Origin of the sequence: Pseudomonas sp. HMWF021, assembly GCF_003061005.1 — a bacterium.
Taxonomy (GTDB): Bacteria; Pseudomonadota; Gammaproteobacteria; order Pseudomonadales; family Pseudomonadaceae; genus Aquipseudomonas.
The window spans coordinates 23216-39312 of record NZ_QAIK01000081.1 but is presented as its reverse complement, the minus strand read 5'-3'; the positions used below and the strand labels follow the sequence as shown (position 1 = coordinate 39312).

The 16097-nt window shown below is 60.3% G+C and carries 16 protein-coding genes and 1 tRNA gene; 9 read left to right on the top strand and 8 right to left on the bottom strand.

Going from position 1 to position 16097, the window contains the following annotated elements:
* Together DBR18_RS10900 and DBR18_RS10895 are read left to right on the top strand one after the other, a co-directional pair.
* Window positions 1-780: LysR substrate-binding domain-containing protein (locus DBR18_RS10900; RefSeq protein WP_108590323.1), on the top strand; the 780-nt coding region annotated here is incomplete at its 5' end.
* Between the two features lie 73 nt (window positions 781-853).
* Window positions 854-2014, top strand: a complete 1161-nt coding sequence (locus DBR18_RS10895) for a radical SAM protein (RefSeq protein ID WP_108590322.1) — start codon at window positions 854-856, stop codon at window positions 2012-2014.
* Here the strand turns inward: DBR18_RS10895 and DBR18_RS10890 are convergent.
* Entirely contained in the window at window positions 1996-2883 is an 888-nt protein-coding gene (locus DBR18_RS10890) for a LysR substrate-binding domain-containing protein (RefSeq protein WP_108590321.1), read from the bottom strand. The two genes, DBR18_RS10895 and DBR18_RS10890, sit on opposite strands and share 19 nt — an antisense overlap.
* A gap of 135 nt (window positions 2884-3018) precedes the next feature.
* Between DBR18_RS10890 and DBR18_RS10885 the strand changes: the two genes are divergently transcribed.
* The 6 genes from DBR18_RS10885 to DBR18_RS10860 all read left to right on the top strand — a co-directional run bounded on the left by DBR18_RS10885 (window position 3019) and on the right by DBR18_RS10860 (window position 8653).
* Window positions 3019-4071, top strand: coding sequence for an agmatine/peptidylarginine deiminase (locus DBR18_RS10885; RefSeq protein WP_108590320.1), 1053 nt, complete (start codon window positions 3019-3021; stop codon window positions 4069-4071).
* A gap of 3 nt (window positions 4072-4074) precedes the next feature.
* The gene (aguB, locus tag DBR18_RS10880; protein ID WP_108590319.1) at window positions 4075-4983 is read left to right on the top strand and encodes an N-carbamoylputrescine amidase; all 909 of its coding nucleotides are present in this window, start codon (window positions 4075-4077) and stop codon (window positions 4981-4983) included.
* Window position 4984: 1 nt separating this feature from the next.
* The gene (locus DBR18_RS10875) at window positions 4985-6088 is read left to right on the top strand and encodes an extracellular solute-binding protein (protein ID WP_108590318.1); all 1104 of its coding nucleotides are present in this window, start codon (window positions 4985-4987) and stop codon (window positions 6086-6088) included.
* Window positions 6089-6135: 47 nt separating this feature from the next.
* Window positions 6136-7257: an agmatine/peptidylarginine deiminase gene (locus tag DBR18_RS10870; RefSeq protein ID WP_108590317.1), complete on the top strand. Its 1122-nt coding sequence runs from the start codon at window positions 6136-6138 to the stop codon at window positions 7255-7257.
* A gap of 50 nt (window positions 7258-7307) precedes the next feature.
* The gene (locus tag DBR18_RS10865) at window positions 7308-8330 is read left to right on the top strand and encodes a GlxA family transcriptional regulator (RefSeq protein WP_108590316.1); all 1023 of its coding nucleotides are present in this window, start codon (window positions 7308-7310) and stop codon (window positions 8328-8330) included.
* Window positions 8331-8578: 248 nt separating this feature from the next.
* Window positions 8579-8653: transfer RNA gene (locus DBR18_RS10860), tRNA-Gln, on the top strand.
* Window positions 8654-8872: 219 nt separating this feature from the next.
* On the opposite strand, the gene DBR18_RS10855 is transcribed toward DBR18_RS10860, so the two are convergent.
* From DBR18_RS10855 to msrA, 5 genes are all read right to left on the bottom strand, one after another.
* Entirely contained in the window at window positions 8873-10861 is a 1989-nt protein-coding gene (locus DBR18_RS10855) for a U32 family peptidase (RefSeq protein WP_108590315.1), read from the bottom strand.
* 205 nt (window positions 10862-11066) lie between these two features.
* Window positions 11067-11447: a RidA family protein gene (locus tag DBR18_RS10850; protein ID WP_108590314.1), complete on the bottom strand. Its 381-nt coding sequence runs from the start codon at window positions 11445-11447 to the stop codon at window positions 11067-11069.
* 121 nt (window positions 11448-11568) lie between these two features.
* Window positions 11569-12588 (bottom strand): AraC family transcriptional regulator, encoded by a 1020-nt coding sequence (locus DBR18_RS10845; protein ID WP_108590313.1) that lies wholly within the window; start codon window positions 12586-12588, stop codon window positions 11569-11571.
* 88 nt (window positions 12589-12676) lie between these two features.
* Window positions 12677-13372 carry an SDR family NAD(P)-dependent oxidoreductase gene (locus tag DBR18_RS10840; RefSeq protein ID WP_108590312.1) on the bottom strand — a complete coding sequence of 232 codons (696 nt, stop codon included), beginning with the start codon at window positions 13370-13372 and terminating at the stop codon, window positions 12677-12679.
* A 300-nt stretch (window positions 13373-13672) separates the two neighbouring features.
* The gene (gene msrA / locus DBR18_RS10835) at window positions 13673-14179 is read right to left on the bottom strand and encodes a peptide-methionine (S)-S-oxide reductase MsrA (RefSeq protein ID WP_108590311.1); all 507 of its coding nucleotides are present in this window, start codon (window positions 14177-14179) and stop codon (window positions 13673-13675) included.
* Between the two features lie 298 nt (window positions 14180-14477).
* Here msrA and DBR18_RS10830 point away from each other — a divergent pair, with 298 nt between their 5' ends.
* Window positions 14478-14912, top strand: a complete 435-nt coding sequence (locus DBR18_RS10830) for a hypothetical protein (protein WP_108590310.1) — start codon at window positions 14478-14480, stop codon at window positions 14910-14912.
* Window positions 14913-15031: 119 nt separating this feature from the next.
* On the opposite strand, the gene DBR18_RS10825 is transcribed toward DBR18_RS10830, so the two are convergent.
* Together DBR18_RS10825 and DBR18_RS29050 are read right to left on the bottom strand one after the other, a co-directional pair.
* Window positions 15032-15961, bottom strand: a complete 930-nt coding sequence (locus DBR18_RS10825) for an MBL fold metallo-hydrolase (protein WP_108590309.1) — start codon at window positions 15959-15961, stop codon at window positions 15032-15034.
* 55 nt (window positions 15962-16016) lie between these two features.
* Window positions 16017-16097 (bottom strand): hypothetical protein (locus DBR18_RS29050; protein ID WP_256588671.1); only part of this gene is annotated, 81 nt, incomplete at its 5' end.

Here is a 16097-nt window from a genome sequence, read left to right as displayed (position 1 = left end):
GTCAACGTCACCGCCGATGGCGCCATTTATTACGATCGGGTGATCAAGCTGTTGGCCGACATGGAGGACGCCGAGACCACGTTGTCCGGCGCCGGCGCATTGCCCCGCGGGCGACTGCGAGTCGATGTGCCGAGTCCGCTGGCACGCTTGATCCTGATGCCGGCACTGCCTGCGTTTCATCAGCGATACCCGGATATCCAGATCGACATGGGCGTCAGCGATCGCATCGTCGACATCATCGATGAAAACGTCGATTGCGTGGTGCGCGGCGGCGAGCTGCTGGATCAGTCGCTGATGGCCCGTCGGGTGGCAGATCTGCAACTGGGGGTATTCGCCGCGCCGGGTTATCTGGCCCGCGCCGGCACACCGATGCATCCACGGGAGCTGGAAGACTCGCATCATCGGGTGGTCGGGTTTCTCTGGGCACGCACTGGCAAACCCGTGCCTTACGCCTTGCACAATGGCAGCGAACACCTGCAGATCAAGGGCCGCCACGTGCTCGCCGTCGATGACGGCAACGCCTACCTTGCCGCTGGTCTGGCCGGCATGGGGGTGCTGTGGTTGCCAAGGTACATGTCGCACGCGCATCAGGCTCGGGGCGAGTTGGTGGCGCTGTTCGAGGATTGGCAACTTGAGCCGATGCCGCTCTATGTGGCGTATGCGCCGAACCGGCATATCAGCCAAAAGCTAAGGGTATTTATCGATTGGATCGTGGAGTTGATGGCTCAACACGCCAATGGCCCGGAACTTGCTGAGCCGCGCTCCGGGACTGTCAAATAACTAACGAATAACGCCAATCACGACAGTCGCCAGCTCTGGAAGCACCGCTATTCACCAAGGAGCGTCACCTGTCATGAATATGTATATCGATATTGTCGGTGCGTGCAATTTAAGCTGCCCCTCTTGCCCGATGGGCAACTCGGAAAACGTCAACTTCAAGAAAGCCATGCAAGTCGACATGTTCCGCAAGATTGTCGAAAAGGCCCGGAACGAAGGGGTCGAAACGATCTTTCTGTACAACTGGACCGAGCCGTTGATCCACCCGCGAATCGGTGAGTTTGTCGAGATCATCAATGCCGCCGGTTTGCAGAGCGGTATCAGTTCCAATCTGAACCTGGCCAAGAACATGGAAACCGCCATGCTGGCCAATCCGTGGTTTTTCCGTATTTCGTTGTCCGGGTTTTATCAGGAGACTTACCGGCAGGGACACGTGGGCGGTGACATTGAAGTAGTCAAAGCCAACATGATCAAACTGCATGAGCTCAAGCAGCAACATGGCTTGAATACGCGGATCGAGGTGTACTACCACCGTTATCTGGACAACATGGAAGAAGAAGGGCTGATGCGCGACTTCGCCCTGAGTCTGGGTTTCGAGTTCTCCACCGGATTTTCAGTGATGATGCCGCTGGAGAAAACCCTGGCGCTGATCGAGCGCGATCCTTCGGTGACGGATACCGATCATGAAACCCTGAAAAGACTGGCGCTGCCGCCCTTCGACGATCTGGTCAATCTGGTGCGCCAGTATCCAAGGCAGGCGTGCTCGCTCAAGGATGACTGGCTGGTGCTCGACTGCAACGGCAATACCATTTTGTGCTGTTCGATTTTCAATCAGACCGAGTACCAGGTCGGCAAGTATCTGGACATGCCTCTGGCGCACCTGACCGGCCTCAAGTCTACCCAGCAAAACTGCGTCGACATGTGCAATCGCTGCGCAAAAAACGGCTTGCACATCTACTCGACCCAATCCAATCGGGGGCCGCTGGAAAGTCACGCGGTCAACCGCATTATCGACTTCCAGCGGCGCACGATCATGGGGCTGCCGGTCGAAAGCGAAAAGCTTGGGCGGACCGGTGAAGTCAGCGCGGAAAACTTTGACGAAGCGCAATACCTGCAGATGAATCAGGACGTCAAAAACGCGATTTCCACGGGGGCGTTCACCAGTGGTTATCAGCATTACGTGCTGTTCGGTCGTCTGGAAGGCCGGCTCGGTGCGGGTTATCTCACGGTCGTCTGACCCTGCGCATCAGGTCCTGCCAGTTGGCTTGAAAGCCATTCACTGAAACATCGCGCCATCGGGTCATGCTCGCTGTCGCGATGGGTCAGCAGCGCCCAGTTCGGGCCGCGAATGGTTTGTTCCACCAACGGTTGCAACAACCCCGTTTCCCGCGCTTGGTGGCTGAGCAGCTGGCTGACCAGCGCAATCCCCAAACCGGCACACGCCGCGTCCAGCAACAGGCCCGGATCGGAAAAATTCAGCCCCTGATCCTGCTGCCCGACATCCACGCCGGCTTCCACCGCCCAATGGCTCCAGTCCATCTCCCGCTCGCCGTGCAGGGTGGTGCGCTGCGCGGCGGGCTGCGCCAACACGTCGGGATGACAGGCCGGATAGAGGCGGTCGGCGTGCAGCACCCGAAAGCTGCATTCGGCCTGAGAGCTGATGTCGTCGCGCACCGCCAGATCGATGGTTTGCGTCGCCATGTCCGGCACTTCATCGGTGCTGAAAATCCACAGATCGACTTGCGGATGCTGGCGGCGAAAATTCGCCAGCCGCGGCAACAACCAGTGCCGGGCAAACGCTGGCGTGGTGTTGAGCACCAGTTGATTGGGTTTCTGATATTGCCCCAGACGCCGGATGCCGACCGCCAGTTGCTGCAGCATCGCCTGGGTGGTGCTGAGCAGATCGTGGCCGGCATCGGTCAACGCCACGCTGCGGCCGCTGCGAAAGAACAACGGCTGTTCGAGGTACGCCTCAAGGCTGCGGATCTGTTGGCTGATCGCCGATTGAGTAAGGCTCAGCTCATCGGCAGCCTTGTGAAAACTGCCCAGACGAGCAGCCGCTTCGAAGCCGCGCAGGGAGCTGAGCGGCGGCCAGTGCTTGAGCATATCGATAAGTTCCTCTAATCAGTTGTGCGCTAAATCCATCGTTTGTTGACGCGGTTTCAGCGCAGTAGCATTCACCTCACGCCAAATCACGGCGGTTTCCATTGAACACAATGGCTTAATCGAGAGGTGCTTGTCATGCCGCGCAACGAAAATAACAACAACGCTTGGATGATGCCTGCCGAATGGGTGACGCATGCCGCGACCTGGATGGTCTGGCCGCACAACAAGGCGCTGTGGGAGTCGGGCTGGCGCGTGACATTGCCACAGGTGCAAGAGGACTTTGCTCGGGTTGCCAACGCCATCGCACGATTCGAGCCGGTGAAAATGGTCGTTGATCCCTCGGCGGTAGCGAGCGCCAAAGCCCTGTGCGGGCCGAACATCGAGCTGATTCCGCTGGCGGTCAACGACAGCTGGTGCCGCGACTCCGGCCCAAGCTTCATCTGCCACCCGCAACGAGGGCTGGCCGGTGTGAGCTGGCGCTTCAATGCCTGGGGCGGCAAGTCGGCGTACGATCTGGACGAAAGCCTGGCACGCCGTGCACTCAATCATCTGGGGCTGGAATGCTTCGGCACGCCTCTGAGCAACGAGGGCGGGGCGATTCACGTCGACGGCGAGGGCACGCTGATCACCACCGAATCGGTGCTGCTCAATCCCAATCGCAATCCGGGCATCGGCAAGGCTGAAATGGAAGAGATTTTCAGCCGTCTGCTCGGTGTGAAGAAAACCATCTGGCTGCCGGGCGACCCGGATTACGTCACCGGCGACATGACCGACGGCCACGTCGATGGCGTCTGCGCCTTCGCCCGGCCCGGTGTGTTGCTGGTGGATGCCACCCACGACAAGAGCTCGGTGTACGCCGAAGTAGCGCGCGAAAACCGCCGCGCACTGGAGCTGGCGACCGATGCACAGGGCCGCAAGTTCGAGCTGATCGAGCTCTACGAGGCCAGCGAAGCGGTGGACACCGAAGCCGAAGTGTTCTGCGCCTCGTACACCAATTTCTACATCGCCAACGGCGCGATCATCATGCCGGCCTACGGCATCGAGGCTGACGAGGTGGCGGCCAAAGTGCTGGCGCAGGCGTTCCCCGGACGCGAAGTGGTGCCGGTGCGCATCAATCATCTGGCCCATGGCGGCGGCGGGGTGCATTGCATCACTCAGCAGCAACCGGCCTGGCCAGTGGAGGGTTGAGCGATGAGCCATCTGACTATCGCCACTACCCAGATGCCGTGCACCTGGGATCTGCCGCGCAACCTCGATCAGGCCGAGCAACTGGTTCGCGAGGCGGCCGCGAAGGGCGCGCAGGTGATCCTGTTGCAGGAGCTGTTCGCCACGCCGTATTTCTGCATCGAACAAAGCCACAAACATCTGGCGCTGGCCGAGGAATACCGCGACAGCCGCGTGCTGCAGCGTTTCGCCGCGCTGGCTAAAGAGCTGGGCGTGGTGCTGCCGCTGAGCTGGTTCGAGCAGGCCGGCAATGCGTATTTCAATTCGCTCACCGTGGCCGATGCCGACGGGCGTTTGTCGGGGGTGTACCGCAAGACCCACATCCCCAACGCCATCGGCTATCAGGAGAAGGAATATTTCAGCCCCGGCGACAGCGGATTCCGCGTGTGGGACACCGCGTTCGGCCGCCTCGGCGTGGGCATCTGCTGGGATCAGTGGTTCCCCGAGACTGCGCGTTGCCTGGCGTTGATGGGCGCTGAAGTGTTGCTGTTTCCCACGGCCATTGGCTCTGAACCGGGCTGCGCGGCGCTGGACTCGCGCGATCACTGGCAGATGACCATGCGCGGTCATGCGGCGGCCAATCTGTTGCCAGTGGTGGCCGCCAACCGGGTCGGGCGCGAAGTGGCGAGCACCGATCCTTCGCTGCAGATGAGTTTCTACGGCTCGTCGTTCATCAGCGATCACAAGGGCCAGTTGCTCGCCGAAGCCGACCGCGACAGCACGGGCGTGCTGGTGCACGGCCTCGACCTCGATGCGATGCGCGAAGAGCGCCTGAGCTGGGGCATCTACCGTGACCGGCGCCCGGACATGTACGGCGCGCTGCTCAGTCAGGATGGTCGCAACCTTCACGCACGCTGGAACGCACAAGGGGTTTGATATGGCTACGCATCACAAACGACTGCTCGGCGTTCTGGGCCTGGCCCTGACTTGCGTGATTCCGACGCTGCATGCCGAGGACAAAACCCTGCGCCTGTACAACTGGGCCGATTATTTTGCCGAAGACACGCTGAGCCGCTTCACCGCCGAAACCGGGATCAAGGTGATCTACGACGTCATGGACGGCAGCGAAACCCTTGAAGCGAAGATGCTGTCCGGTGGCAGCGGCTACGACCTGATCTTCCCCGGCGATACCGTGGCCGAGCGCTTGATGCGTGCCGGCAGCCTGATGCCGCTGGACCCATCGAAGCTCACGGAGATGGCCGACATCGAACCCGGCCTGCAGAAATTGCGCAGCCACTACGAGCATTCCAGCAAAGCCACCGTGCCCTACACCTGGGGCACCATCGGCCTGACCTACAACGCGGCGCAGATCAAACAGCGTATGGCCGACGCGCCGGTCAACAGCCTGGACATGCTGTTCAAGCCAGAGCTGGCGGCGAAGTTTGCCGATTGCGGCATTTCGATAATCGACTCGCCGGACGAAGTGCTGGCAGTCGTGCTCAATTATCTGGGGCGCGATCCGCGCAGCGCGAAACCGGCGGATCTGGCGGCGGCCAGTGAGCTGCTGATGAAGTTGCGGCCTTATGTGCGCAAGTTCCAGTCGCAACCGGTGACCGATCTGGTCAACGGCAACCTGTGTCTTTCGCTGGGCTACAGCGGCGACATGACCCAGGCCCAACGCACCTCGGACAGCGCCGGCAAGACCACCCGGTTCGAGTACCGCATTCCTCGTGAGGGCACCACGGTGTGGATGGACACCATGGCAATTCCCGTCGATGCGAAACACCCGGAATACGCCTACGCATTCATCAACTTCGTGATGCGTCCGCAGAACATGGCTGCGATCAGTAACTTCACCGGTTACCCGACTTCCAACGCCAAGGCGCGGGGCAGCGTCGACGCGGCGATGCGCAACAACCCGGACATCTATCTTGACGAGGCGACCTATGCTCGATTGATCCCAGGCAAGGACATCCCCCAGGCCGACATGCGCGCACGGATGCGCACCTGGACCAAATTCAAAACCGCCACCCACCCATGATCAAACCGCCGGCGCCCGGCCGCCGGCCCTTTTCAGGAAAACCAGAGATGTCGACACGTCGTGAGTTCATCAAACAGCTATCGGTTGCCACCGGTGTCAGCGCCGCGGTCATGGGCCTCGGGCTGGCGCCGGGCAGACTGCTGGCGGCCAGCGCAGGGGAGTGGTTCATGCCCGACGAGGGCGACAGGCACGAACGCGCCTTCATCGCTTTCGGCGCGCAGGATGCGATCTGGGAAGATTTCACCGCTGACGTGCAAGAAGCACTGGGCCGCATCGCCCGCACCATTGCCCGGTATGAACCGGTCACGGTGTTCTGTCGCAGCGGCGAGCGCAGCCTTGCCGAAGAGTATTGCGGCACCGGCAATGTGACCTACGTGACCGCCGCACTCGACGATATCTGGATGCGCGATATCGGCGCCAATTTTGTCATCGATGACAAGGGCGGGCTCGGCGCGGTGGACTTCAATTTCAACGGTTGGGGCAACAAGCAGCGGCACAGCAAGGATGCGAAGATCGCCGCGCGCGTGGCCAGCGACGCGCAAGCGACGTACCTGCACAGTGAGCTGGTGGGCGAGGGCGGCGGCATTGAAATCGACGGTCACGGCACCGGGATCATGACCGAGAGCAGCTGGATCAACAGCAACCGCAATCCGGGCTGGAGCAAGGCCGATGTCGAGGCTGAACTGAAGGAACGCCTGGGCCTGCGCAAAATCATCTGGCTGCCGGGGATCAAGGGCAAGGACATCACCGACGCCCATGTCGATTTCTATGCGCGGTTCGTCAGGCCTGGCGTGGTGATCGCCAACCTCGACACCGACCCGCAATCCTACGATCACAAGGTGACGCTGGCACACCTGGAAATTCTCAGAAAAGCCACCGACGCGGATGGTCGTCCATTGCAGATCCACACGATCTCGCCGCCGCTCAAGCCGCGCAAGAGCAAGTTCAACCAGAACAACCCGGATTTCGCCGCCGGTTACATCAACTACTTCGTGATCAACGGCGCGATCATCGCCCCGGAGTTCGGTGACAAGGAGGCCGACAAAAAGGCGTATGACCTGTTATCGACGCTGTACCCGGAGCGCAAAGTCGAGTTGCTCAACATCGATGCGATCGCTGCCGGTGGCGGCGGTATTCACTGCGTGACCAGCCATCAGCCGCAAGCGTGATTGACTCTTTGGCCCATCGAGCCAACTATCGGCGGATAACAACATGACCGATGGGCCAGACCTTGATCGAACGACGTCAATTCAGCGGAGGCATGAAGGGCAAGAACCTCCGCTACCTGAATGAGCAAGCCGCCGAGACCCGCATCACCCGCACCGGTTTTCTGCTGTTGGAACACTTTTCGCTGCCGGCCTTCACCCAGACGCTGGATGCAATCATTACCGCCAACCTGTTGCGCGCCGGATTGTTCTCGTCACGCACTTTCGGGCTGGGTGACGGCGAAGTGGTCAGCGACCTTGGCCTGGTGATCCGGCCGGATGCGCGGCTTGATGCAGCAGCGCTCCAGAATCTTGATTTGCTGGTGGTGTGCGGCGGCTACCGCACGGAGCTCAAGGCGACGGACGAGTCACTCAATCTGCTGCGAGCGGCAGCGGAGCAGGGTGTCAGCCTGGCCGGATTGTGGAATGGCGCCTGGTTTCTCGGGCGCGCCGGTCTGCTCGATGGTTATCGTTGCGCCATCCATCCCGAACATCGTCCCGCGCTGACCGAAATCGCCAGAAACGCGCTCGTCAGCAGCGAACCTTATGTCATCGATCGCGACCGGTTGACGGCCGCCAGCCCGTCGGGCGCGTTCCACATGGCGCTGGACTGGATCAAGGGGTTGCACGGCAAGGCACTGGTCGAAGGCATCGAGGATATTCTGGCGTTCGAGGAGTCGCGTTACCGACGCATCAAACCGGATGAAAACATCTGCGTCAGTGCGCCGCTGCGTGAGGTGGTGAAACTGATGGACGCCAATCTTGAGGAACCGCTGGAGCTGGAACAACTGGCGGTGTATGCCGGGCGCTCGCGCCGCCAGTTGGAGCGCTTGTTCAAGGAGCAACTCGGCACGACCCCGCAGCGTTACTACCTCGAACTGCGCATCACCGAAGCGCGGCGCCTGCTGCAACATACCGAGTTGTCGCAGATGGAGGTGCTGGTGGCCTGTGGTTTTGTCTCGCCCAGCCACTTCAGCAAGTGCTACAGCGCGTTTTTCGGTTATCGCCCGTCGAAGGAAAAGCGGCTGGTCAAATAGCCTGGGGTGCGTGCTTTTCGCCACTTTGAAAAGATCGCAGCCTGCGGCAGCTCCTACGAGAGCCCGTGTGTTGAAAGGTCGTTACGTGGGGCGTACACGGTGTGATCCTGACCGCGAATCCGCCGAAAATAATAAGTCGCTGTTTTAAAACAAAAAATATTTCACGTCAGGCTTCACAAACGAAATGAATGTTGGTAAATTGCGCCCCGTTCTCACAGCGAACCTTTCGAGGCGCTGAAAAGAGCATTAGGGGCGTCGCCAAGCGGTAAGGCAGCAGGTTTTGATCCTGCCATGCGTTGGTTCGAATCCAGCCGCCCCTGCCATCTATCGAAAAACGCCAACTTCGCAAGAAGTTGGCGTTTTTTTATGCCCGCGATTTGGCCGGGCTAAAACCTTGTGGGAGCGAGCCTGCTCGCGAAAGCGTTGTGTCATCCAGCAGTGACGGTGGCTGACACGGCCTCTTCGCGAGCAGGCTCGCTCCCACTAGGGGGGCAACAGAAGGAGGGCGTGCACGGCGGCCAGGCGCCGCGCACGCCAATCACTCAGTGGGGTGCGCGAGGAATGGTTTTCAGCAGATCCTCGGGGCTGATGTGGCCGACAACGCTGCCCGGTTGCGGCATGTTGAGAATGTGGCCCTTCATCTTGCCGATGATGTGCATCTCGCACGGCTTGCAGTCGAACTTCAGGGTCAGCACTTCATCGCCGTGAATCAGCTGCATCGGCGCGACCTTGGTGCGCACACCGGTCACGCCTTTGGCTTGTTTCGGGCACAGGTTGAACGAGAAGCGCAGGCAGTGCTTGGTGATCATCACCGGCACTTCACCGGCCTCTTCGTGCGCCTCGTAGGCCGCATCGATCAGTTTCACGCCGTGACGGTGATAGAAGTCGCGTGCCTTCTGGTTGTAGACGTTGGCGAGGAACGTCAGGTGCGATTCCGGGTACACCGGCGGCGGCGTGGTTTCGGCCTTGCGGCTGCCGCGCGGATGGGCGGCGACACGTGCAGCGGTCAGGGCCTCGATCACCTCACGACGCAGCGCCTTGAGTTGCGAGTTGGGGATGAAGAACGCCTGCGGCGCATCGAGCTTAACGTCGATGGCATGGTACTGCGTGGTGCCGAGCTGACCGAGCAGATCCTGCAGTTGCTCCAGCGCCTGCTCCGGCTTGTTGGCCGCGCCGAACGGCCCGTTCAGGGTCACGCTGGCACTGATACCTTCTTCGCTGGTGGCCGTCACTTCCAGCTGTTCTTCGCGCAGGCGCGCAACCCAGCTCAGGGCCACGCGACGCTCGGCAGAAGTCTTCTGCAGCGCCTGTTGCCAGTTGTGGTCGAGGTTGCGGTTCAGCGGATGGTTCGGCCGCAGCTTGTACAGGCCTTCGGGCATTTCGTTCGGCTCGACGCGGTAGCGATAGCGCTTCTCGCCGTCCTCTTCGAACTCGCCTTTTGGCTCGGCGATGTTGGCGCGGAAACCGACCACTTCACGCTTGACCAGCACGTTCAGGCCGTCACCGTTGGACAGCGGCTCGTGGGTCACGACCTGCATGTCACGTTTGCCGACTTTTTCGACGGTGCCCACCGGCAAGCCGGTGAACGTCGGCGAGTCGAACGCGCCGATGTCGATCTTGCGATCGGTGACGAAGTAATCGGTGCTGCCACGGTGGAAGGTCTTTTCCGGATCGGGCAAAAAGAAGTGCGCGGTGCGGCCGCTGGACGCGCGGGCCAGGTCCGGGCGGTCTTCGAGCACGTCGTCCAGGCGCTGGCGGTAATAGGCGGTGATGTTCTTCACATAGCCCATGTCCTTGTAGCGACCTTCGATCTTGAACGAACGCACGCCGGCTTCGACCAGGGCGCGGATGTTGGCGCTCTGGTTGTTGTCTTTCATCGACAGCAGGTGCTTTTCGTAAGCGATCACGCCGCCTTTTTCGTCTTTGAGCGTGTACGGCAAACGGCAGGCCTGGGAGCAGTCGCCACGGTTGGCGCTGCGCCCTGTCTGCGCGTGGGAAATGTTGCACTGGCCGGAGAACGCCACGCACAGGGCACCATGAATGAAGAACTCGATGGCCGCATCTGTCTCGTCGGCAATCGCCCGGATCTCTTTGAGATTCAGTTCGCGGGCCAGTACCAGTTGCGAGAAACCGGCCTGATCGAGGAATTTCGCCCGCTCCAGGGTGCGGATGTCGGTCTGGGTGGAGGCGTGCAGCTCGATTGGCGGAATGTCCAGTTCCATCACACCCAGATCCTGGACGATCAGTGCGTCGACACCGGCGTCGTACAACTGATGGATCAGCTTGCGCGCCGGCTCCAGCTCGTTGTCGTGCAGGATGGTGTTGATGGTGGTGAAAATGCGCGCGTGATAACGGCGGGCAAACTCCACCAGCCCGGCGATTTCGCTCACCTCGTTGCAGGCATTGTGGCGTGCGCCGAAACTCGGGCCGCCAATGTACACGGCGTCGGCGCCGTGCAGGATCGCCTCGCGGGCAATCGCCACGTCGCGGGCAGGGCTGAGCAGTTCCAGATGATGCTTGGGCAAGGACATAGTTTTTTTAGTCAGGCTGTCACGGTTAAGGCGCGCATTGTAGCTGCGAAACGCCTGTCCGGCACGCCCGTGCTGCCAAGTGGCAACTCACCCCCGATTCTGCAGGAGCTGCGGCACGCTGCGATCTTTTGACGTTGATTTTCAAGATCAAACGATCGCAGCCTCGTTGCACTCGACAGCTCCTACAGTTGGCTATGGCATTACATCAGGCCTTGGCGGCCATGGCGGTGACTTCCACACGCATGCCTTCTACAGCCAGCGATGCCACACCTACCGCCGCGCGCACCGGCCATGGCTTGGCGAAGAAGCGCTTGTAGACTTCGTTGAAGGCGCCACGGTCGGCCATGTCAGTGAGGTAGATGGTCAGGTGCAACACCCGATCCATGGAGCTACCGGCGCGTTCCAGTGCAACTTTCAATGCCTGGAGCGTGCATTCGCTCTGCAGCGTGATGTCGCCCAGTTCCAGGCTGCCGTCGGCACGGGTCGGGATTTGCGTGGAGACCATGATCCCGCCGAACGTTGCGACATCGGAGGAAATCGAGTCGGCGTCCGGATCGGGGGTGAAGGTGATGTCTTGGTTGGCCATGGTGATCTCTTGTCTGGTCGGATAAACAGCGCGTCAGTTTACAGATTCCACGGCGAACTGGCCCATTTGCCTATTCGCTTCCATGCTTTTGCGTGCGGTGCCCGTTGGTCACGCCGGCAAACTATCTGGCGCGAAGCAACTTGCGATAGTCCGCCGGGGAAATGCCGCGAGCCTGGCGAAAGGAATGGCTGAAGGAACTGGCCTGCGAATAACCCAGTATCAGGGCGATGTTCATGATGCTGGTGTCGGTTCGGCGCAGGTAATGATCGGCCAATTCCATGCGCATCGTTTCCAGCACCCGGTTGAAATTTTCACCTTCGGCAGCCAGCTTGCGCTGCAGGGTTCGCGGCGAAATCGCCAATTGGCTGGCCAGGCTTTTCAGGCTGAAGTCGCCGGCGGGCAGCTGTTCGGCAAGCAGGGCACGCAGACGGTCCGTCACGGAAAACGCCGGATAGGACAGGCACAGTTGCCAGTCGGCTTCGCGGATCATGCTGCGGTGAGTACGCGGATCGGCACCTTGAATCCTGGCCGACAACAGCGATTCCGGAAACACCAGCGCATTGCTCCCGGCATCGAATTGCACCGGACAACCAAAAAAGCGTTCGTATTGCGCAGGGTCGCCGCTGGAGGAATGCATCATACGCACCTCAAGCATCGGTTGGTCGCTGGCGATCAACCAGCGCCCGAAGGCCGCCCAGCCGACCAGCAGCGCTTCCTGATGCAGCGCGCTGTAGGGCTCCGCTTCACTGATGCGCTGGTCCTCGAGCGTCACACGTCCGTCGCTGATGATAATTCGTGTGTGGCTGGAAGGGCTGTCGTAGACGATTTTGCCAAAGCGCAGAATCATGTTCATCGACTCGCCAAGCGTGGCGCTGGTCATCAACACATAGCCGAGTACGCCATAGCTGCCCGGTCGTACGGCCGCACCGACCTGCAGGCCAAAATTCGTCAGGCCGCTGATGTGCGCCGCCAACTCCAGCAGCGAGCGCAAGTGCCGCATGGGGATGCGCATGATGGAGTCTGACAACTGCTCGCGAGAGAGGCCGGTCTGTTTCAAAAGCCAATCGCCATCGCAACCGTGCTGCTCGGCGACATCAAGAACGTGGTTGACGAATGCAGCGCTGGCGGTGGCGGGTCGCATGGGGGAGGGGGAATCCGGTAATCCGGTGATCTAGCTTTTCCGAAGTTTGAAGAGGCAACATCGCGATGTCAGGCGGCGTCAATAGACCTTACGTGCGTCCGAGTACCGGAATGCCTGTACCGGTCACCGCCGAGGCTTGTTCCGAGATCAGAAACAGGATGACCGCCGCCAGTTGTGCAGGCGTCACCCAGCGCTGATGCTCGGCATCGGGCATCGCTGCGCGATTTTGCGGGGTGTCGAGAATGCTGGGCAAAACAGCGTTGACCGTAATGCCCATGTCCTTGAGTTCTTCGGCCAGCCCTTCGGTCAGCCGCAGCACGCTGGACTTCGAGGCGGCGTAGGCGGCCATTCCCAGTCCGGCTTTCGCGGCCATGCTCGCACCGATATTGACGATGCGTCCGGCCGGGGACTGAAGCAGCAACGGCAGCAATGCTTTACTGGCATTCAACGCTGTGCGCAGGTTCAGGGTGTAGAGCCGATCCCAGGCTTGCAGTGCGCCACCCAGCAACGGCTCCCAGGCATAACCGCCGGCGACATTGATCAGCGCATCGAGTCGACCGAAATAACGATTGATCTGTTGTGCAACTTCCTCGCAATCGGAAATGGACGCCAGATCTACACCAGACAGAACCAGTCGATTGTGCGAACAGGGCATTGTCATTTGCGCCTGATCAATAAGCACCAGGTTCGCACCTTGAGCGGCGGCCATTTCCGCCAGGGTCTCGCCGAGATTCCCCAGGGCGCCAGTAATCGCCACAACGCGCCTTGAGAGTGACTGAGTCATCTAGAGTCCTTTCCGTTTCAAGGGCGCATACTCTAATGATATTGCCGGGCTGTGGCATGCTTTTGCATGTCAACTTATTGTGCAAAGGTGCCAAAAGTCAGTGCTGTTACTAGTTCAGGCGAACAACTAATTCCGGCGCCAAAAACTTGGCTTGTATTGGAGTTCCTGTTTAAGCGGGCAAAGTTCGGTTTCTGCAGTTGAAAGTGTTATCTGGGACGGCAATGTTTTTGCCGATAGCAGCCTTCGAAAACGCCAAGGCCCCGAATCAGCGGGGCCTTGGCAGTGGTGCAAATATTCCTTTCATGAGCGTTTTGGAAGCTTCCAGTTCGGGCGGATAAAGTGGCAGGTGTAGCCATCGGGAATCCGCTCCAGATAATCCTGATGCTCAGGTTCTGCTTCCCAGAATGGCCCCGCCGGCTCGATTTCGGTCACCACGCGACCGGGCCACAGTTTTGAAGCGTCGACGTCGGCAGCGGTGTCCTCGGCGATGTCACGCTGCTGCTCGCTGAGGTAATAGATCGCTGAACGATAGCTGGGGCCTCGGTCGTTGCCCTGGCGGTTGGGCGTGCTGGGATCATGGATCTGGAAGAAGAACTCCAGAATCTGCCGATAGCTGATGACGGTGGGGTCGAAGATGATTTCGATCGCTTCGGCATGGTTGCCGTGGTTGCGGTAGGTGGCATTCGGCACTTCGCCACCGGTGTAGCCGACACGGGTCTTCAGCACCCCTGGATAGCGCCGCAGCAAATCCTGCATGCCCCAGAAGCAGCCGCCGGCAAGAATGGCAGTTTCGGTTTGTCCGGTCATGGTCAGTCCTCACTTACGCAGACGTTGAGAGTAGCCAATATCATTGGGGCAAGCTGAGCGAATACAAGGCACAAGCCGTTGGTCAGTTATCAATGCAAACTGGCCGATCAGCGTCTATTTTTGTGGCCGGGCAAACAAATCGAATGAGCGTTTATTGATGCGCTCATTCAAACATTTGGCCCGATGCCGTTGTTTTCAGGATGGAACTTGAGAAAGGCGCGGTGCATCGCAGGGGCGATGCGTATTCAGACCCGAAGGTCTGTAACCGCCACCTTTGAACGTGTTAAGGAGAACGCAGATGTCGATCAACAAAGAACTCGAAACCGCAGATAACGCAGCGCTTGTAGAGGCTGAAGTTTATCGTTGGTACAACCTCTTTTTTCCATGGTCTCGCGGGATGGCCTCGCAATCGGAGGCGGCGATCAAGCCGTTGTACGATGCATTGGCGAGCGATTTCCGGGTAGTGCTCACGGACGGTCAGATCATGGGCCGGGCAGACTATTGGGAACGCCTTTGGGGCCTGCATGGCAAGCGGGTTGGAAGCCCCGAGTCGCACATCACCAATCTTTCGATCACACCTCTTGCGGGTGGCGTCTTCCTGACAGTCTTCGACCTGGTGAAGGATGGCATCACCAAGAAGAAAGTCGACTCGGCCCTGATGCGCCTCGACCCCGCGTCCCCGTCGGGGATCTCCTGGATGTACGTTCACGAAAGCGAGCACGAGTTCGCGTGAGCGTTCAAGTCACCCATTAGCGTTGTTCAACGGCTGCATGGGTGAGCGTTTGTGTGGACGCCAGACACGACAAAGCCATGAGCAATCGGCTTTGTCGGGTCTGGCGATTTTTTTCGTAATCAGTAATCCCAGATCGCCGGAATCCAGCGGAACGCCTCGCCATTGACGGCAACGCGACCGACCGAGGGGAAGGGCAGGTGCGTGGCGACAAACAGTTCACCGCTGGCCGCTGCTTCCCGCAGCAGGCGCACGCGCACCCGCACGGATTCATCGGGGTCGTGCTCGAAGCCGTTGTGCCAGTCCGGGTGGTCGAAGGCCACCGGGAACAGGGCGTCGCCAGCGAACGTCAGGCGTTCGGAGCCGGACGTCACGTAGACCACGCAATGGCCCGGAGTGTGGCCACCGGTGAGTCTGGCGACCACGCCGGGAGCGACTTCGAACTCATCTTCGAAGATGCGCAGCTTGTTTCGATACTGCTCGATGAACGCGTTGGCAGTGGAGCGCAGCACGTCCGGAACAGGGGCGGGCATGTCGGTACTGGTGAAGTCCGGCGACGTCCAGAAGTCGACTTCGGTGGCGGTGACGTGGATGCGCACGTCGTCGCGCAGACGACGCTTCACTGTGTCGACGAGCAGACCGCCGATGTGGTCCATGTGCATGTGGGTGATGACGATATCGGTGACGTCCGCGAGGTCGATCCCGGCCGCCGCGAGGCGTTTGGGAAACTGCCCGGCACGGGGGAAACCGGGGAACTGGCCGCCAAGGCCGGCATCGACAAGGATGACCTGCGCGCCACTACGCACCACCAGCACGTTGAGTGCCCAGTCGAACGCGTCGGGGCCCAGGTACATGTCTTTGAACCACTCAGCGCGCTCGGCGGGGTCGGCATTGGTTGACATGGTCTGGGTCGGCAACGGCAGAACGCCGTCGCTGATCACCATCACATCAATGTCACCGAGACGCAGGGCGTAACGCGACGGCACCAGTTCTTCGGTCGGGGTTTGCAGGGTTGCGCCATGGGCGGTGAAGGAATCCAGATGCAGGGTCATGGTGTGCTCCTCTTTATCAGGCAAGGCAATCGGTTCTTGGTCGCCGGGGGTGAGATCAGGCCACCGGGATCATCGGGTCGGCAGCGGCGAGGGCGGTGCGACGCTCAGCGGCGGGCGGATAGATCCACACGCTGTT

Excerpts from the sequence above, each read along its gene's own strand:
- DBR18_RS10895 (WP_108590322.1), top strand. The coding sequence starts at position 854 with ATGAATATGTATATCGATATTGTCGGTGCGTGCAATTTAAGCTGCCCC.
- DBR18_RS10890 (WP_108590321.1), bottom strand. The coding sequence starts at position 2,883 with ATGCTCAAGCACTGGCCGCCGCTCAGCTCCCTGCGCGGCTTCGAAGCG.
- DBR18_RS10885 (WP_108590320.1), top strand. The coding sequence starts at position 3,019 with ATGCCGCGCAACGAAAATAACAACAACGCTTGGATGATGCCTGCCGAA.
- aguB (WP_108590319.1), top strand. The coding sequence starts at position 4,075 with ATGAGCCATCTGACTATCGCCACTACCCAGATGCCGTGCACCTGGGAT.
- DBR18_RS10875 (WP_108590318.1), top strand. The coding sequence starts at position 4,985 with ATGGCTACGCATCACAAACGACTGCTCGGCGTTCTGGGCCTGGCCCTG.
- DBR18_RS10870 (WP_108590317.1), top strand. The coding sequence starts at position 6,136 with ATGTCGACACGTCGTGAGTTCATCAAACAGCTATCGGTTGCCACCGGT.
- DBR18_RS10865 (WP_108590316.1), top strand. The coding sequence starts at position 7,308 with ATGGGCCAGACCTTGATCGAACGACGTCAATTCAGCGGAGGCATGAAG.
- DBR18_RS10855 (WP_108590315.1), bottom strand. The coding sequence starts at position 10,861 with ATGTCCTTGCCCAAGCATCATCTGGAACTGCTCAGCCCTGCCCGCGAC.
- DBR18_RS10850 (WP_108590314.1), bottom strand. The coding sequence starts at position 11,447 with ATGGCCAACCAAGACATCACCTTCACCCCCGATCCGGACGCCGACTCG.
- DBR18_RS10845 (WP_108590313.1), bottom strand. The coding sequence starts at position 12,588 with ATGCGACCCGCCACCGCCAGCGCTGCATTCGTCAACCACGTTCTTGAT.
- DBR18_RS10840 (WP_108590312.1), bottom strand. The coding sequence starts at position 13,372 with ATGACTCAGTCACTCTCAAGGCGCGTTGTGGCGATTACTGGCGCCCTG.
- msrA (WP_108590311.1), bottom strand. The coding sequence starts at position 14,179 with ATGACCGGACAAACCGAAACTGCCATTCTTGCCGGCGGCTGCTTCTGG.
- DBR18_RS10830 (WP_108590310.1), top strand. The coding sequence starts at position 14,478 with ATGTCGATCAACAAAGAACTCGAAACCGCAGATAACGCAGCGCTTGTA.
- DBR18_RS10825 (WP_108590309.1), bottom strand. The coding sequence starts at position 15,961 with ATGACCCTGCATCTGGATTCCTTCACCGCCCATGGCGCAACCCTGCAA.